12 protein-coding genes are annotated in these 16,247 nt (G+C 32.0%); 8 read left to right on the forward strand and 4 right to left on the reverse strand.

What is annotated here, in order from left to right; all coding sequences use genetic code 11:
* The first annotated feature begins 106 nt into the window (after nt 1-106).
* The 6 genes from CM54_RS01025 (at nt 107) to CM54_RS01050 (ending at nt 8,445) form a co-directional block, all read left to right on the forward strand.
* Nucleotides 107-1,996: an ABC-F family ATP-binding cassette domain-containing protein gene (locus tag CM54_RS01025; protein WP_197018897.1), complete on the forward strand. Its 1,890-nt coding sequence runs from the start codon at nt 107-109 to the stop codon at nt 1,994-1,996.
* A gap of 10 nt (nt 1,997-2,006) precedes the next feature.
* Nucleotides 2,007-3,788, forward strand: coding sequence for a DNA helicase RecQ (recQ, locus tag CM54_RS01030; protein WP_171817100.1), 1,782 nt, complete (start codon nt 2,007-2,009; stop codon nt 3,786-3,788).
* Nucleotides 3,789-4,080: 292 nt separating this feature from the next.
* Entirely contained in the window at nt 4,081-5,058 is a 978-nt protein-coding gene (locus tag CM54_RS01035; protein ID WP_037548362.1) for an ABC transporter ATP-binding protein, read from the forward strand.
* Nucleotides 5,051-6,565: an ABC transporter permease/substrate-binding protein gene (locus CM54_RS01040; protein ID WP_002433273.1), complete on the forward strand. Its 1,515-nt coding sequence runs from the start codon at nt 5,051-5,053 to the stop codon at nt 6,563-6,565. Before CM54_RS01035 ends, CM54_RS01040 begins: the two co-directional genes overlap by 8 nt.
* A gap of 146 nt (nt 6,566-6,711) precedes the next feature.
* A complete protein-coding gene (gene hisC / locus CM54_RS01045; RefSeq protein ID WP_002433127.1) occupies nt 6,712-7,767 on the forward strand; it encodes a histidinol-phosphate transaminase in 1,056 nt (351 codons plus the stop codon).
* 144 nt (nt 7,768-7,911) lie between these two features.
* Nucleotides 7,912-8,445: a 5' nucleotidase, NT5C type gene (locus tag CM54_RS01050; RefSeq protein WP_037548364.1), complete on the forward strand. Its 534-nt coding sequence runs from the start codon at nt 7,912-7,914 to the stop codon at nt 8,443-8,445.
* A 174-nt stretch (nt 8,446-8,619) separates the two neighbouring features.
* On the opposite strand, the gene CM54_RS01055 is transcribed toward CM54_RS01050, so the two are convergent.
* The 4 genes from CM54_RS01055 to CM54_RS01070 form a co-directional block, all read right to left on the reverse strand.
* Nucleotides 8,620-9,546 (reverse strand): diacylglycerol/lipid kinase family protein, encoded by a 927-nt coding sequence (locus tag CM54_RS01055; RefSeq protein ID WP_002433375.1) that lies wholly within the window; start codon nt 9,544-9,546, stop codon nt 8,620-8,622.
* A gap of 143 nt (nt 9,547-9,689) precedes the next feature.
* Entirely contained in the window at nt 9,690-11,195 is a 1,506-nt protein-coding gene (locus CM54_RS01060; protein ID WP_002433276.1) for a peptide MFS transporter, read from the reverse strand.
* A 319-nt stretch (nt 11,196-11,514) separates the two neighbouring features.
* The gene (queF, locus tag CM54_RS01065; protein WP_002433157.1) at nt 11,515-12,015 is read right to left on the reverse strand and encodes a preQ(1) synthase; all 501 of its coding nucleotides are present in this window, start codon (nt 12,013-12,015) and stop codon (nt 11,515-11,517) included.
* 14 nt (nt 12,016-12,029) lie between these two features.
* A complete protein-coding gene (locus tag CM54_RS01070; protein WP_002433090.1) occupies nt 12,030-12,896 on the reverse strand; it encodes a DMT family transporter in 867 nt (288 codons plus the stop codon).
* A gap of 787 nt (nt 12,897-13,683) precedes the next feature.
* Here CM54_RS01070 and nrdI point away from each other — a divergent pair.
* Both nrdI and nrdE read left to right on the forward strand, forming a co-directional pair.
* Nucleotides 13,684-14,082: a class Ib ribonucleoside-diphosphate reductase assembly flavoprotein NrdI gene (gene nrdI, locus CM54_RS01075; protein WP_023350668.1), complete on the forward strand. Its 399-nt coding sequence runs from the start codon at nt 13,684-13,686 to the stop codon at nt 14,080-14,082.
* Complete coding sequence (nrdE, locus tag CM54_RS01080; RefSeq protein WP_037548367.1) at nt 14,045-16,150, forward strand: class 1b ribonucleoside-diphosphate reductase subunit alpha; 2,106 nt, start codon at nt 14,045-14,047, stop codon at nt 16,148-16,150. Before nrdI ends, nrdE begins: the two co-directional genes overlap by 38 nt.
* Nucleotides 16,151-16,247: the final 97 nt, after the last annotated feature.

The raw sequence follows: 16,247 nt of genomic DNA on the forward strand, positions 1-16,247 counted from the left end.
TATCATTTAAGTCTAAAAAGGTGTATAATATATAGAACTGAATTAAGCTTAACAAAATTATTTTAAAAATTCGATAGTTGACAATATTCTTTATTTGAAAAGGAAGATAAGCATGGAAGCATATAAAATTGAACATTTAAATAAATCCTATGCAGATAAAGTCATATTCGACAATTTAAATTTATCTATCTCAGAACATGAAAGAATTGGTCTTGTAGGAATTAATGGTACAGGAAAGAGTACATTACTCAAGGTTATCGGTGGCATAGATGAAGATTTTACTGCAGATATTACTCACCCTAATCAATATCGAATACGTTATTCATCTCAGAAGCAAGATTTAGATGGAGATATGACAGTATTTGAAGCAGTATTAAGTTCGGACACACCTACATTAAGTATTATTAAAGCATACGAAAGTGCTGTAAATGCTTATGCAGCTGATCAAAGTGAAACAAAATTAAATACTATGATGCGTGCGCAAGAAGCAATGGATAGGAATGAAGCGTGGGACTATAATGCTGAAATTAAAACGATATTATCAAAATTAGGTATTAATGATACTAATAAATATGTTCGAGAGCTTTCAGGTGGTCAACAAAAACGTGTTGTTCTAGCTAAGACGCTTATTGAACAACCAGATTTATTGCTACTTGATGAGCCCACAAACCATTTAGATTTTGAGTCCATTAACTGGTTAATTAATTATGTAAAACAATACCCGCATACTGTTTTATTTGTAACCCACGATCGTTATTTCCTAAATGAAGTATCTACTCGTATCATTGAATTAGATAGAGGGAAGTTAAATGCATACCCAGGTAATTACGAAGATTACATAGCAATGCGTGCTGAAAATGAGATAATTGAACAAAAGCAACAGCAAAAGCAAAAAGCACTATATAAACAAGAATTAGCTTGGATGCGAGCGGGAGCTAAGGCGAGAACAACTAAACAACAAGCACGTATTAACCGATTTAATGATCTTGAATCAGAAGTAAAGAGTCACCATTCTCAAGATAAAGGAGAATTGAACCTTGCATATTCTAGGCTTGGTAAACAAGTTTATGAATTAGATCATGTAACGAAGTCGATTAAAGACAGAGTATTATTTAAAGATATTACTGAAATTATTCAAAGTGGGCAACGCATAGGCGTTGTAGGGCCTAATGGCGCAGGTAAAACAACATTACTAAATATACTAAGTAATGAGGACCATGACTTTGATGGAGAGTTAAAGATTGGGCAGACTGTTAAGGTAGCCTATTTTAAACAAACAGAGGAAACGTTAAATCGCGACATTAGAATGATTGATTATTTACGTGAAGAAAGTGAAGTGGCTAAAGAGAAAGATGGAACTTCGATTTCTGTCACTCAATTATTAGAGCGATTCCTATTTCCAAGTTCTACTCATGGCAAGAAAATTTATAAACTATCCGGTGGAGAACAAAAAAGACTTTATTTATTACGTCTATTAGTACATAAACCTAATGTACTTTTACTAGATGAGCCAACAAACGATTTAGATACTGAAACGCTCACTATTTTAGAGGATTATATCGATGATTTCGGTGGTTCTGTAATAACTGTTAGTCACGATCGATATTTTCTTAACAAAGTTGCACAAGAGTATTGGTATATTCATGATGGTTACATGGAAAAAATCAAAGGTACATTTGAAGATTATGAGGCTTATAAGAAAGAACAAGATAGGCAAACATCATTAGCTAAACAATCTGCACAACAATCTAAACAACAGGCGCAAACAAGAAAGAAATCAGGGTTATCTTATAAAGAAAAATTAGAATACGAAACAATTATGACACGTATTGAAGAGACGGAAGAAAGATTGGAAGTCATTGATGAAGAAATGGTAGCCGCCAGTGCGGATTATGGCAAAATCAAAGAACTAAATGAAGAAAAAGAACAACTTGAACAAACATATGAAGCAGACATCACAAGATGGAGTGAACTTGAGGAAATAAAAGAACAATAAGGGGAATGAAATCATGCAAGAAACTTTATCGCATTATTTTGGTTACGAAACATTTCGACCTGGACAAAAGGAGATTATAACCAAAATATTAGACCATCGCAATACGCTTGGAGTTCTTCCAACCGGTGGCGGTAAATCAATATGCTATCAAGTACCAGGACTAATGCTTGGGGGCACGACGATTGTTATAAGTCCACTTATTTCATTAATGAAAGACCAAGTTGATCAGCTCAAAGCGATGGGCATCAAAGCTGCTTATTTAAACAGTAGTCTGACTCAGAAGCAACAAAAAGAGGTTGAACAAGAACTTAAGCAGGGTGACATTCAATTCTTATATGTAGCACCTGAGAGATTTGAGAACTCTTATTTCTTAAATTTACTTCGAAAAGTTAATATTCATTTAGTTGCATTTGATGAAGCACATTGTATTTCTAAATGGGGTCATGATTTTAGACCAAGTTATCAAAGTGTTATTCACAGAGTATTTTCTTTACCTCAAGATTTCACGATTGTAGCGTTAACAGCTACCGCTACGGCTGAAGTTCAACAGGACATTATGGAAAAGTTAAACATCGGCAAAAATGACGAAATTAAGACGAGCACGAAACGTCGCAATTTAATTTTCAGAGTGAACCCAACGTACCAACGTCAAAAATTTGTAGTGGACTACGTGACTAGTCATGAAGGACAAGCAGGTATTATTTATTGTTCAACTCGTAAACAGGTTGAAGAGTTAAATGAAGCTTTAGAAAATGAAAACGTTAAAAGTACAATTTATCATGCTGGTCTCACAAATAAAGAACGTGAAGAAGCGCAAAACGATTTTCTATACGATCGTGTAGAAGTGGTTGTCGCTACAAATGCCTTTGGAATGGGAATAGACAAATCAAATGTGCGCTATGTGGTTCATTATAATATGCCTGGAGATATAGAATCTTATTATCAAGAAGCTGGACGTGCTGGTCGTGATGGTTTAAAAAGTGAATGTATCCTATTATTTAGTGAACGAGATAAGGGCTTACATGAGTATTTTATTACTGTTTCACAAGCAGATGATGATTATAAGGATAAAATGGGTGAAAAACTCACTAAAATGCTTCAATATACGAAGACTAAGAAATGTCTCGAGGCAACGATTGTGCATTACTTTGAACCAAATGAAAATTTAGAAGAATGCGATCAATGCAGTAATTGTGTACAAGAAAATAAAACATATGATATGACACGTGAAGCTAAAATGATAATAAGTTGTATAGCTAGAATGAAACAACAAGAGAGCTATAGCGTTATTATCCAAGTATTAAGAGGCGAAATTACAGACTATATAAAATACAATGATTACGATCAACTTACAACTCATGGGTTGATGAAAAACTACACTACATCTGAATTAGCGCATTTAATTGACGAGTTACGTTTTAAAGGTTATCTCAATGAAAATGATGAAATCCTCATATGTGATAATTCAGTTAAAGATTTACTTAATGATAGTACGAAAGTTTATACTACGCCGTTTAAACAAAAAAGCAAAGAAAAGGTTTATATCAATACGGTCGAAGGTGTCGATCGCGCACTTTATAGTGAACTTGTTGAAGTACGTAAACAACTTAGTGATAAATTAGATATCCCTCCAGTGAATATTTTTTCTGATTATACACTTGAAGAATTTGCGAAACGTAAACCAGAAACTAAACAAGAAATGATTTCAATAGATGGAGTAGGAAGCTATAAATTGAAGCATTACTGTCCAAAGTTTTTAGAAAAAATACAGACCTATAAAACAAGTATATAATACATTATCCTAACAACGACAAAGTCTATCTTATCTAGATTTTGTCGTTGTTTTTAAATTAACGCGTAATTTTTGAACTATTGATGATATCACTTTTGCAAAAATAAAATACTCTCTTCTAAAACGCCCATAAATATATTTGATTCATATACTATTTTTAATAAGTGTAGAAAATTTGAAAAATTCAATAATATAAAGCTTAATAAAATGTTATTTTCTCATTAAAAGTGATTTAATAGGGAATATAGATTAAAAATTGTCTACTTTTAGTAGAATGAACGAAGGTGAAATTGTGATTAAATTTAAGAATGTTACGAAACGATATGGGAATAATACAGCAGTAGATAATGTAAGTTTTAATATCAAAGAAGGGGAATTTTTCGTGTTAATTGGACCTTCAGGGTGTGGAAAAACGACAACACTTAAAATGATTAATCGCTTAATTCCATTAAGTGAAGGATATATTTATTTTAAAGATAAACCTATTAGTGATTACCCAGTATATGAAATGCGTTGGGACATTGGATACGTCTTACAACAAATTGCTTTATTTCCACATATGACTATAAAAGAGAATGTTGCACAAGTACCTCAAATGAAGAAATGGAAAGATAAAGATATCGATCAACGTGTAGACGAATTATTAAATATGGTTGGTTTAGAACCTGAAAAATTTAAAAACCGAAAACCTGATGAATTGTCAGGTGGACAGCGCCAACGAGTAGGAGTGGTAAGAGCTTTAGCAGCAGATCCTCCTGTTATTATTATGGATGAACCATTTAGTGCATTAGATCCTATAAGTAGAGAAAAATTACAAGATGATTTAATTGAGCTACAAACTAAAATTAAAAAGACTATTGTCTTTGTTACACATGATATTCAAGAAGCAATGAAATTGGGAGATAGAATTTGCCTATTAAATGAGGGTCATGTTGAACAAATTGATACACCACAAGGTTTCAAAGATCATCCTCAAACTGACTTTGTAAAACAATTTATGGGAAGTCACCTTGAACAACAATCTCAAAACAGACTGACTAATATAAAAATTAAAGAATTAAATATACATCGTCCTTTAGAAGGAATGTCAGATACATCAAGTTATCCTGAAGTGAATGAGAATCAGAAAGTAGAGGACATTTATCATCTTCTAGCACAAACAGATGCTGTTATTGTTAATGATAGTAACAATCAAAATCAGTATTTACTAAAACGTGAAGACATCTTCAACTATTTAGCTGAAAGAAAGGAGAACGTCACACATGCATGAGTTTCTAAACACGTTAAGTGATAGAAAAGGACAACTTCTTTCTACGATTATTGAACACATCCAAATTTCATTTATCGCATTATTAATTGCAACTATTATTGCAGTACCTTTAGGAATACTATTAACGAAAACTAAAAAAATATCAGAGATTGTAATGAATATCGCTGCGGTATTACAAACTATCCCTTCTCTAGCATTATTAGGTCTGATGATACCAATATTTGGGATTGGACGAGTGCCTGCAATCATTGCTTTAGTTGTATATGCATTACTGCCTATATTGCGTAATACATACACTGGTATAGAAGAAGTAGATCCATCTTTAGTTGAAGCGGCTAAAGGTATTGGCATGAAACCAATTAGAAGACTTACGAAGGTAGAGCTACCTATTGCGATGCCTGTTATTATGGCAGGTATACGTACTGCAATGGTATTAATTATCGGAACTGCTACTTTAGCAGCACTTATTGGTGCTGGTGGTTTAGGGGATCTTATTTTACTAGGTATAGATCGTAATGATAGTTCACTTATTTTAATTGGTGCGATTCCAGCAGCGTTATTAGCTATTATTTTCGATTTAATATTAAGATATATGGAGAAGCTTTCATATAAGAAAATAATAATTACTCTTGGTGCAATTGTACTAGTTATTTTATTAGCAATTGTAATTCCACTGTTTGCACAAAAGGGTGATAAGATTACACTTGCGGGTAAATTAGGTTCAGAACCTTCAGTTATTACTAACATGTATAAAATCTTAATTGAAGATGAAACAGATGACACTGTTGATGTTAAAGATGGGATGGGTAAAACATCGTTCTTATTTAATGCCTTGAAATCTGATGATATAGATGGTTATTTAGAGTTTACGGGTACTGTGTTAGGTGAGCTTACTAAAGAAGACTTAAAATCTAAAAAAGAACCAGCAGTATATCAACAGGCAAAGACAAGCTTAGAGAAGAAAGATCACATGACGATGCTTAAACCAATGAAATATAATAATACGTATGCGTTAGCAGTTAAACGAGACTTTGCAAAGAAAAATAATATTAAGACAATCGGCGATTTACAAAAGGTTGAAGATAAACTTAAACCAGGATTTACATTAGAATTTAACGATCGTCCTGATGGTTTTAAAGCCGTTAAAAAGGCTTATAATCTTAATATTTCTAATGTGAAAACAATGGAACCAAAGCTACGTTATACAGCTGTTGAAAAAGGAGACATTAATTTAATCGATGCGTATTCAACAGATGCTGAATTAAAACAATATAATATGGTTGTGTTGAAAGACGATAAACACGTATTCCCACCTTACCAAGGTGCACCAATGTTTAAAGAAAAATTCCTTAAAGAACATCCTGAAGTTAAGAAACCACTGAATAAATTAGCTGGAAAAATTACAGATGAACAAATGCAAGAAATGAACTACAAAGTTACAGTTAAAAAGCAAGATCCTTATAAAGTAGCCAAAGATTATTTGAAAAAAGAAGGGTTAATTAAATAATATTTATTGAATTCCTGACACGATGAAATGTCAGGAATTTTTATTTATCAGCCATTAAAGGTTCATTGATTTTAAAATGCATTATTGTTTATAATTAATATTAAGTTTTTGAAAATTTCAGTCAATTTAGAGGGGAATGCTCAACTATGAAAAGTCAGTTAAATCAATTATGTGCATATGAACCTGGTCTTTCTCCAGAAGCATTAAAAAAAGAGTATGGGATTGAGGGTGAATTATTCAAATTAGCATCAAATGAAAATTTATATGGGCCTACGCCAAAAGCCAAAGAAGCAATCAAGCAACATTTAGATGAGCTATATTATTATCCCGAAAGTGGCTCACCAAGTCTAAGAAAAGCTATTAGTAAACATTTAAATGTCGACGAATCACGTATTTTATTTGGGGCCGGCCTTGATGAAGTAATATTAATGATTTCAAGAGCGGTGTTAACACCTGGAGATAAAATTGTGACGAGTGAAGCTACTTTTGGACAGTACTATCATAATGCTATCGTCGAGTCAGCCGAGGTTGTTCAAGTTCCACTTAAAGAGGGTGGGTTTGATTTAGAAGGTATCCTACAAAGTATTGATGATCATACAGCTCTAGTTTGGTTATGTAATCCTAATAACCCAACTGGTACATATTTTGATCATGAAACGCTAAATGATTTCTTAGAACGTGTGCCGAGTCATATTCCGGTATTAATTGATGAAGCGTATGTTGAATTTGTAACTGCACCAGATTTTCCTAACACTTTAGAGTTACAAGAAACATTTGAGAATGCTTTTTTATTACGCACATTTTCTAAAGCTTATGGCTTAGCTGGATTAAGAGTAGGTTACGTAGTTGCTTCTTCTGATGCTATTGAAAAGTGGAACATCATTAGACCACCATTCAACGTTACTAGAATCTCAGAATATGCAGCAATTGCTGCACTAGAAGACCAAGCGTATTTGAAAGAAATTACTCATAAAAATGCTATAGAACGTGAGAAATTTTATCAAATTCCTCAAAGTAAGCACTTTTTACCAAGTCAAACTAATTTCATCTTTGTAAAAACCAACAATAGTAAAGCGTTATATGATGAGTTACTAAAGGTAGGATGTATTACTAGACCTTTTCCGGATGGTGTAAGAATTACGATTGGATTTCCTGAACAAAATAAGAAGATGTTAGAAGTATTAAAAGACTTCAATTATTAAGATGTTCTAATATTTATATATTTAAAAGTTAAAAGGGTGTAGTGCAGAATGAAGATTTTTGAATGAATACTGTGCTACACTTTAATATTTGCTATACTAAATCATGTATTTAAGTTTCAAAATCATTAGGGAGTGTACTTTAGAATGTCTCGAAAGAAAATAGCTATAGATATGGATGAAGTCTTAGCTGATACGCTAGGTGAAATTATTGATGCAGTAAATGAGAGAGCAAATCTTGGGATTTCCATCGAATCTTTAAATGGTAAAAAATTAAAACATATGATGCCTGAACATGAAGGATTAGTGACTGAAATATTAAGAGAGCCAGGTTTCTTTAGACGTTTGAAAGTGATGTCACACGCTCAAGACGTAGTTGAAAAATTAAATCATCATTATGACGTATATATAGCTACAGCAGCAATGGATGTGCCAACATCATTTCATGATAAATATGAATGGTTATTAGAATTCTTCCCATTCTTAAACCCACAACACTTTGTATTTTGTGGGAGAAAAAATATTGTGAATGCTGATTATTTAATAGATGATAATCCAAAGCAACTTGAGATTTTTGAAGGTAAATCAATTATGTTTACAGCATCTCATAATATAAATGATGATAGATTTGACCGTGTAAGTGGTTGGAAAGACGTTGAAGATTATTTCTTAGGTAACTAGAATTTCTTTATAAAACATATAAACGGCAACTTCTAATTGTTATTTCAATAGAGGTTGCCGTTCACTATTATTCAAAACTTTATGTTTTCTTATTTAAAATTGATTTATATTCATGAAGTTGCGAGTAAATAATTAACTTTATTTAAATCAAATACTTAGCCTAAATAAATCAACTTATGATTTACCAAATTCTGGAAAAGTAAGAAGTTGTATTGCTTTAGGTAAAACTTCAATTTCAATAGGTGTTTCTAAACTAATCTCACCATCTATATCGACTTTCATATTAGGTTCAGTGGATAGAGAAATATGTTGACCTGGAATATGGTCTATGCCCTCAGTAATTTCATTCCAATTCATACTATCTCTTTTCTTAAAAATATCATTTAAAATACTAAAACTTTGATCATCGAATATAAACGTATCAACTTTTCCATCTTGAGGAGAGAGGTCAGTTAAAGGAACGCGTCCGCCACCGATATTTGGGCCATTAGCTATAAGAAGCATAGAGGTATTACCAGTTTCTTCTCTTCCATCAACGTTGAGTTTAAAGTTGAATTTACTAGGATTCATTAGTGTTTTTACTGTTGATCCAATATAACTTAGCTTGCCAAAAACATCCTTAGAACCTTCTTGGACATTCTCAGCATTTTGAACTATTAGCCCTAAACCAACAAAGTTAAGGACAAATGTATCATTAACTTTCATTACATCATATGAACCAACTTGTGCTGAAAGTAATTGGGAACTTGCATTTTTAAAGTTAGAGTCTAAGTTTAATGTTTTAGTGAAGTCATTAAATGTTCCACCTGGGATAATACCCACTGGTAATTGTAAATCGTGTTGCATGACACCGTTTACCAGTTCATTAACAGTACCATCTCCACCTAAAATAAATAATATATCTATTTCTGAACCATATTTATCATTCTTAATAGATTCACAGTATTTGATAATGTCGCCTTCGTTTTCACTTAACTGAATTGATAAGTGCTTACACATTGAACTAAGTGATTTGGTTACCTCACCAAGTCCTTCATATATATCTTTTAAGCCACTATGCTCATGATAAAACAAGACACCATGGTTATATTTATTTTCCATTTTGAATGCCTACTTTCGTAAAATTCTCTTAGTTTAAGGGTTACCCTTTTTCGAGTAACAAAAGCAAATAATTAGAAATTATAACTATTATAAAATAAAAAAACCACAAGTCGAAAATAATCGACTTGTAGCTAGAGATACGATTAACGAATGCCTTTCATCGCTTTTATAATTTTAGGACTGAAAGCAAGAATAATAAATGTAATTACAGCTGTAGTAACACCTAAGAAAATGAAGTAATTCGTTTGACCCAATGGATCTATTAATTTAACTAATGTACCATTAAATGCTTGAGCAGATGCGTTTGTTAATAACCATAAACTCATCATTTGAGCATTGAATGCTTTCGGTGCTAATTTTACTGCTGCACTATTACCAGTAGGAGAAAGACACAACTCACCAACGACACATATGATGTATGAGAGAATTACCCAGTTTACTGAGAAATGCGCGTTTCCGTAAATATTACCAATAATACCCATCATAATATATGATGCGCCAGCCATTAAAGCGCCTATAACAAATTTCATTGGTAGGCTAGGTTGACGTTTACCTAATTTTTGCCAAACTGCAGATACGACTGGTGCAAATAATAAGATAAACAAAGGATTTATTGATTGGAAGATGGCTTCACCGAAGTTTGTTTTCCAACCAAATAAATTTAATTTCATATCTGAATGCTCTATACCATAAATATTTAATACGTTAGAGCCTTGTTCTTGTATTGCCCAGAAAAGCATACCTAAAATAAATAAAGGAATAAAAGCTTTTACACGTGAACGTTCAATATCAGTTACTTCTTTACTACGAATCATAGTAGTGAAATAGATTATTGGTAATGCAATACCTAAAACGAGTACTGAATTACTAACTAGATCGAATGATAGTGTATGAGTTATGTAAGAAATGATAACTACTATCGCTATAACTGCTGTAATGGTCGCTATAATTATACTGTATTTTTTCTTTTCAGTTGGTGATAGTGGATTTGTTGGTTTCATGCCTACACTACCTAAATTTTTGCGATTAAATAATACGTACCAAACTAAACCTAATGCCATACCAATAGCAGCAATTAAGAATCCGCCATGGAAGTTTCTAACATTAATGAAGTGTTGCAAAATAATAGGTGAAACAAGTGCGCCAAAGTTAACAGACATATAGAAGATAACAAATCCTGCGTCCATTCTCACGTCATTTTGTGGATACAAACGACCAACAATATTTGAAATATTTGGCTTCATTAAACCTGAACCAACAATAATAAAGAACATAGAAGCGAATAGGCCAAACATTGCAAATGGTAAACTTAAACAGATATGTCCGATAATTATTAAAACTGCACCTATTAAAGTTGCACCACGTGTCCCTGTAATTCTGTCTGCAATCCAACCTCCTGGAATAGAAGACATGTATATTAAAGCCCCGTATACAGACATGATAGACATTGCCGTAGTTTTATCGATTCCAAGTCCATGATCTTGTATCGCAAAATACATATAAAAAATAAGCATCGCTCTCATACCGTAGTAGCTAAAACGCTCCCAAAACTCTACGAAAAAGAGTACGCCTAAACCTCGAGGATGCCCAAAGAATCCATGTTGAGGTATTTCTTGAACTGCTTGCTCATGGGAATTATTCGTTGTCATAATATCATCCCATCCTTTCTTCCCCTAATACCATATTTAATTGTTTAAAAACGATTGTACTATTGTAAATAATAAGTTTCAACAATTTTCAAAAAATAAAAATAATATGAATATTCAGTCAATTTATAGATTTTACTACATTTATAAGATAATATGTGTCTTTATTTGATTAATTATAAGCATGTGTAGAAATAAATCAATATAAATAAAATACGCTTTAACGCGTCAAAGTGCAATACTTTTTTATCAAATTTGAAAATAATTTTTTATAACAAAAATCCTCCATTAAACATTTAATTTTAATGGAGGATAGTGGTATTTATCGATTATCAATCTTTTCAGGATACATATCGTGATTCATCAAACGATGTTCAGCCATCTTTTCATATTTAGAATTAGGACGGCCATAGTTTGTATATGGGTCAATTGAGATGCCACCTCTAGGTGTGAATTTACCCCAAACTTCAATATAATGAGGGTCCATAAGTTCAATCAAATCATTCATAATTATATTCATACAATCTTCGTGGAAGTCACCATGGTTTCTAAAGCTAAATAAATATAGTTTCAATGATTTAGATTCAACCATTTTGACATTAGGGATATATGAAATATAAATTGTTGCAAAATCTGGTTGGCCTGTAATAGGGCATAACGATGTAAACTCTGGACAATTAAATTTGACGAAGTAGTCTCGACCTTGATGCTTGTTATCAAAGGTTTCTAGAACATCTGGTCTGTAATTAAAATCATACGTATTGTTTTGATTTCCTAGTAAAGTAATATCTTGAAGTTCATTTTTTTGACGCCCTTGTGCCATTTAATTTAGCTCCTTTAACTTTCTTTTATATTTGATTCTCGTCGTGCCTTTTCAAACATATAGTAACTTGCGCTAATAATAACAACATAACCTAAAGTAGCTAACATATCTGGTGTTTCTCCGAATAAGATGAAACCAAATAATGCTGTGAATATTATAGAAGCATATGTGAAAATTGAAATGTCTTTAGCAGGCGCAAAGCTATATGCAAGTGTGATACCTATTTGTCCAACAGCTGCAGATAAACCTGCACCAAGCAAGTATAAAACTTGGACAGTTGTCATAGGTTCAAATGTGAAAATTGAGAATGGTATTAAGACAACAACTGAGAATAATGAGAAATAAAATACAATTGTATAAGGTTTTTCACGTGTACTAAGTGCACGAACACATGTGTAAGCTGACGCAGCAAATATACCTGAAAATAAGCCGGCTATTGATGGAATCACTGATGATGAAAATTCAGGTTTAACAATGAGTAACATACCTAATATAGCGATAATCATCGCTGATATTTGATATTTACGAACCTTCTCATGTAAAAAGATTAAACTTAGGAGAATTGTCCAGAAAGGATTCAATTTCATAAGTGTATCGGCATCACTAAGTACCATATGGTCAATAGCGTATATATTCAGTAATACTCCTATGAGACCTAGTGTAGAACGTGAAATCAATAAAGGTTGGCTACTCAGTTTACCAAATATAGGTTGCTTATATTTTATGATAAAAAATAGAGGTATAAACATAGCTACTAAATTTCTAGCTAAAGATTTTTGGAAGACAGGTAAGTCTCCAGCAAGTCTGAAGAATACAGACATAAAACTAAATCCAATAGCAGAAATTAAGATAGCAATAATACCTTTTACTTTTGGATTCAATATTATCGCCTCAATACAATAAGTTTAACGTAACTATATTAGCATAAATAAAGGAGCTATGCATGAGTACTTGCAAATTAAAAAGAGACGTTTTATAATAATTATACGAACACACGTTCTGTTAGTAAGTGCTAGACTATTAAGCAACTCAATTGTGGGTAATGAAAGTGATTAATATTCAAATTGGTATATATAGGTTGCATACTATCATATTGAGATTTTACCAGGTCACACAATGAACAGGTACGTCTAAATTTTAGTAAAATGCAAGCAAAGAAACTTGAAAAAATTTTTTTATTCAGAATATTAGTCTTTAAACACGTAGTGGTGCACTTTCTAAAAATTTTAGTTTTTTCGTCATTAAACTTTAACTTTCATTAAACATTCTACTTATGTATAATGAAACACAGAATATAGTATTAACTTTTAAAACCAAACACTATATATAGTGTTTAGAGTTTAAAAGTTAATACTGGGAAATTAATTAATTTTAATGCAAAATCACACTAATTCAAATGATAAATCATTGCAAAATTAGTAATCAGTTACAAATTAAGCAATTTATCATTTAGTATTATTTAAGTTTTAAGTACTATATGTAGTGGTTATATACTTAAAGACATACTAAAGGCATTAAAATAAATTTTCTTTTACAAGAAATAAGAATATTTAGAAATTAAAAATCATAACGGTTTACACCTCTATACTAGTGGTGCTTTTATTTTTTGAGTTTGTGAATGCTCAATATAGACACGACAACTAAAGATTGAAGAAAGAAGGTGATCCAATGAAAGTAGTATATTTCTCATTTTCTGGAAATGTTAGACGTTTTATAAAGCGAGCAGAAATTGATGACACGTTAGAAATTACTCAAGACAATTGTACGGAACCAGTAAATGAACCATATATCTTAGTTACTGGCACTATTGGATTTGGAGAAGTGCCACAACCTGTTCAATCTTTTTTAGAAGTTAATCACGCTCAATTACAAGCGGTAGCTGCAAGCGGAAATCGTAATTGGGGGCAAAATTTTGCTAAAGCAGGCCGTACAATCTCAGAGGACTATGATGTTCCTCTACTTATGAAATTTGAAGTACAAGGTACGAACAATGATGTAATTGAATTTAAGGATAAGGTGGGTAATTTCAATGAAAACCATGAACGAGAAGAAATACAATCATATTGAACTAAATAATGAAGTAACAAAGCGGAAAGATAATGGTTTCTTTGATTTAGAGAAGGATCAGGAAGCATTAAAAGTTTATCTTGAAGAAATCCACGATAAAACAATTTATTTCGATGATGAAATTGAACGTTTACATTACCTTGTGGATAATGACTTTTATTTCAATGTATTTGAGAAATACTCTGAAGAAGAATTACGAGAAATTACTGAATATGCTAAGTCAATCCATTTTCAATTCGCTAGCTACATGTCTGCAAGTAAGTTCTATAAGGACTATGCTTTAAAAACAAACGATAAAAGTCAATTTTTAGAAGACTATAATCAACATGTTGCAATTGTTGCCCTTTATTTAGCTAATGGTGATACTAAACAAGCAAAACAATTTATTTCTTCTATGGTTGAACAACGTTATCAACCAGCAACGCCTACTTTCTTAAACGCAGGTCGTGCACGTCGCGGTGAGCTCGTTTCATGTTTCTTATTAGAAGTTGATGATAGTTTAAATTCTATTAACTTTATTGATTCAACAGCGAAGCAACTAAGTAAAATTGGTGGCGGTGTCGCTATTAATTTATCAAAATTACGTGCCCGTGGAGAGGCAATCAAAGGTATTAAAGGTGTTGCTAAAGGTGTATTACCAGTAGCTAAAGCACTTGAAGGTGGATTTAGTTATGCCGATCAATTAGGTCAAAGGCCTGGTGCAGGTGCTGTATATTTAAATATTTTCCATTATGATGTGGAAGAATTTTTAGATACTAAAAAGGTCAATGCTGATGAAGATTTACGTTTATCTACAATTTCAACAGGTCTTATTGTTCCTTCTAAGTTCTTTGATTTAGCTAAAGAAGGTAAAGACTTCTATATGTTCGCCCCACATACTGTAAAACAAGAATATGGTGTGACATTAGATGATATTGATTTAGAGAAATATTATGATGATATGGTTGCTAATCCTAACATTGATAAGAAGAAAAAAGATGCACGTGAAATGTTAAATACAATTGCACAAACTCAACTACAATCTGGTTATCCGTATTTAATGTTTAAAGATAATGCAAATAAAGTACATGCCAACTCCGATATTGGTCAAATTAAAATGAGTAATTTATGTACAGAAATTTTCCAATTACAAGAGACATCTATTATCAATGACTATGGTACACAAGATGAGATTAAACGTGATATTTCTTGTAATCTTGGCTCTCTAAACATTGTTAATGTTATGGAATCAGGTAAATTCAGAGATTCTGTTCACACTGGTATGGATGCACTTACTGTAGTGAGTGATGAAGCTAATATACACAATGCTCCAGGTGTTAAAAAAGCTAATAGTGAGTTGCACTCAGTAGGTCTAGGTGTAATGAACCTTCATGGATATTTAGCAAAAAATAAAATCGGTTATGAGTCTGAAGAGGCGAAAGACTTTGCTAATATATTCTTCATGATGATGAACTATTATTCTATAGAACGTTCAATGGAAATAGCTAAAGAACGCGGAGAAAGCTATCAAGATTTTGACCAATCAGATTATGCTAATGGCAAATATTTTGAATTCTATACTTCACAAGAATTTGAGCCACAATTTGAAAAAGTTCGCCAGCTATTCGATGGTTTAGATATTCCAACTTCAGAAGATTGGAAAGCTCTACAAAAAGAAGTAGAACAATATGGTCTTTATCATGCTTACCGTTTAGCTATTGCACCTACTCAAAGTATTTCATATGTGCAAAATGCAACAAGCTCTGTAATGCCTATTGTAGATCAAATTGAGCGTCGTACTTATGGAAATGCTGAAACATTTTATCCAATGCCTTTCCTATCACCTGAAACAATGTGGTATTACAAATCAGCATTTAATACTGATCAAATGAAATTAATCGATTTAGTTTCAACAATACAAACACATGTAGACCAAGGTATTTCAACAATTCTATATGTAAATTCAGAAATTTCTACACGTGAACTTTCAAGATTATATGTTTACGCACATTATAAAGGACTAAAATCACTTTATTATACACGTAACAAATTACTTAGTGTAGAAGAATGTACAAGCTGTGCAATCTAATATTTTAAATTAAATAAAATGCTAGAAATTTCAATCACTGCTAATTATGTTTATCATATTTAGTGTGGTTGAAATTCTCTATGCAATACATAATAAT

Origin of the sequence: Staphylococcus sp. TE8 (genome assembly GCF_000692055.1) — a bacterium.
Lineage (GTDB): Bacteria > Bacillota > Bacilli > Staphylococcales > Staphylococcaceae > Staphylococcus > Staphylococcus capitis.

Excerpts from the sequence above, each read along its gene's own strand:
- nrdE (WP_037548367.1), top strand. The coding sequence starts at position 14,045 with ATGAAAACCATGAACGAGAAGAAATACAATCATATTGAACTAAATAAT.
- queF (WP_002433157.1), bottom strand. The coding sequence starts at position 12,015 with ATGGCACAAGGGCGTCAAAAAAATGAACTTCAAGATATTACTTTACTA.
- CM54_RS01060 (WP_002433276.1), bottom strand. The coding sequence starts at position 11,195 with ATGACAACGAATAATTCCCATGAGCAAGCAGTTCAAGAAATACCTCAA.
- CM54_RS01055 (WP_002433375.1), bottom strand. The coding sequence starts at position 9,546 with ATGGAAAATAAATATAACCATGGTGTCTTGTTTTATCATGAGCATAGT.
- hisC (WP_002433127.1), top strand. The coding sequence starts at position 6,712 with ATGAAAAGTCAGTTAAATCAATTATGTGCATATGAACCTGGTCTTTCT.
- CM54_RS01050 (WP_037548364.1), top strand. The coding sequence starts at position 7,912 with ATGTCTCGAAAGAAAATAGCTATAGATATGGATGAAGTCTTAGCTGAT.
- nrdI (WP_023350668.1), top strand. The coding sequence starts at position 13,684 with ATGAAAGTAGTATATTTCTCATTTTCTGGAAATGTTAGACGTTTTATA.
- CM54_RS01040 (WP_002433273.1), top strand. The coding sequence starts at position 5,051 with ATGCATGAGTTTCTAAACACGTTAAGTGATAGAAAAGGACAACTTCTT.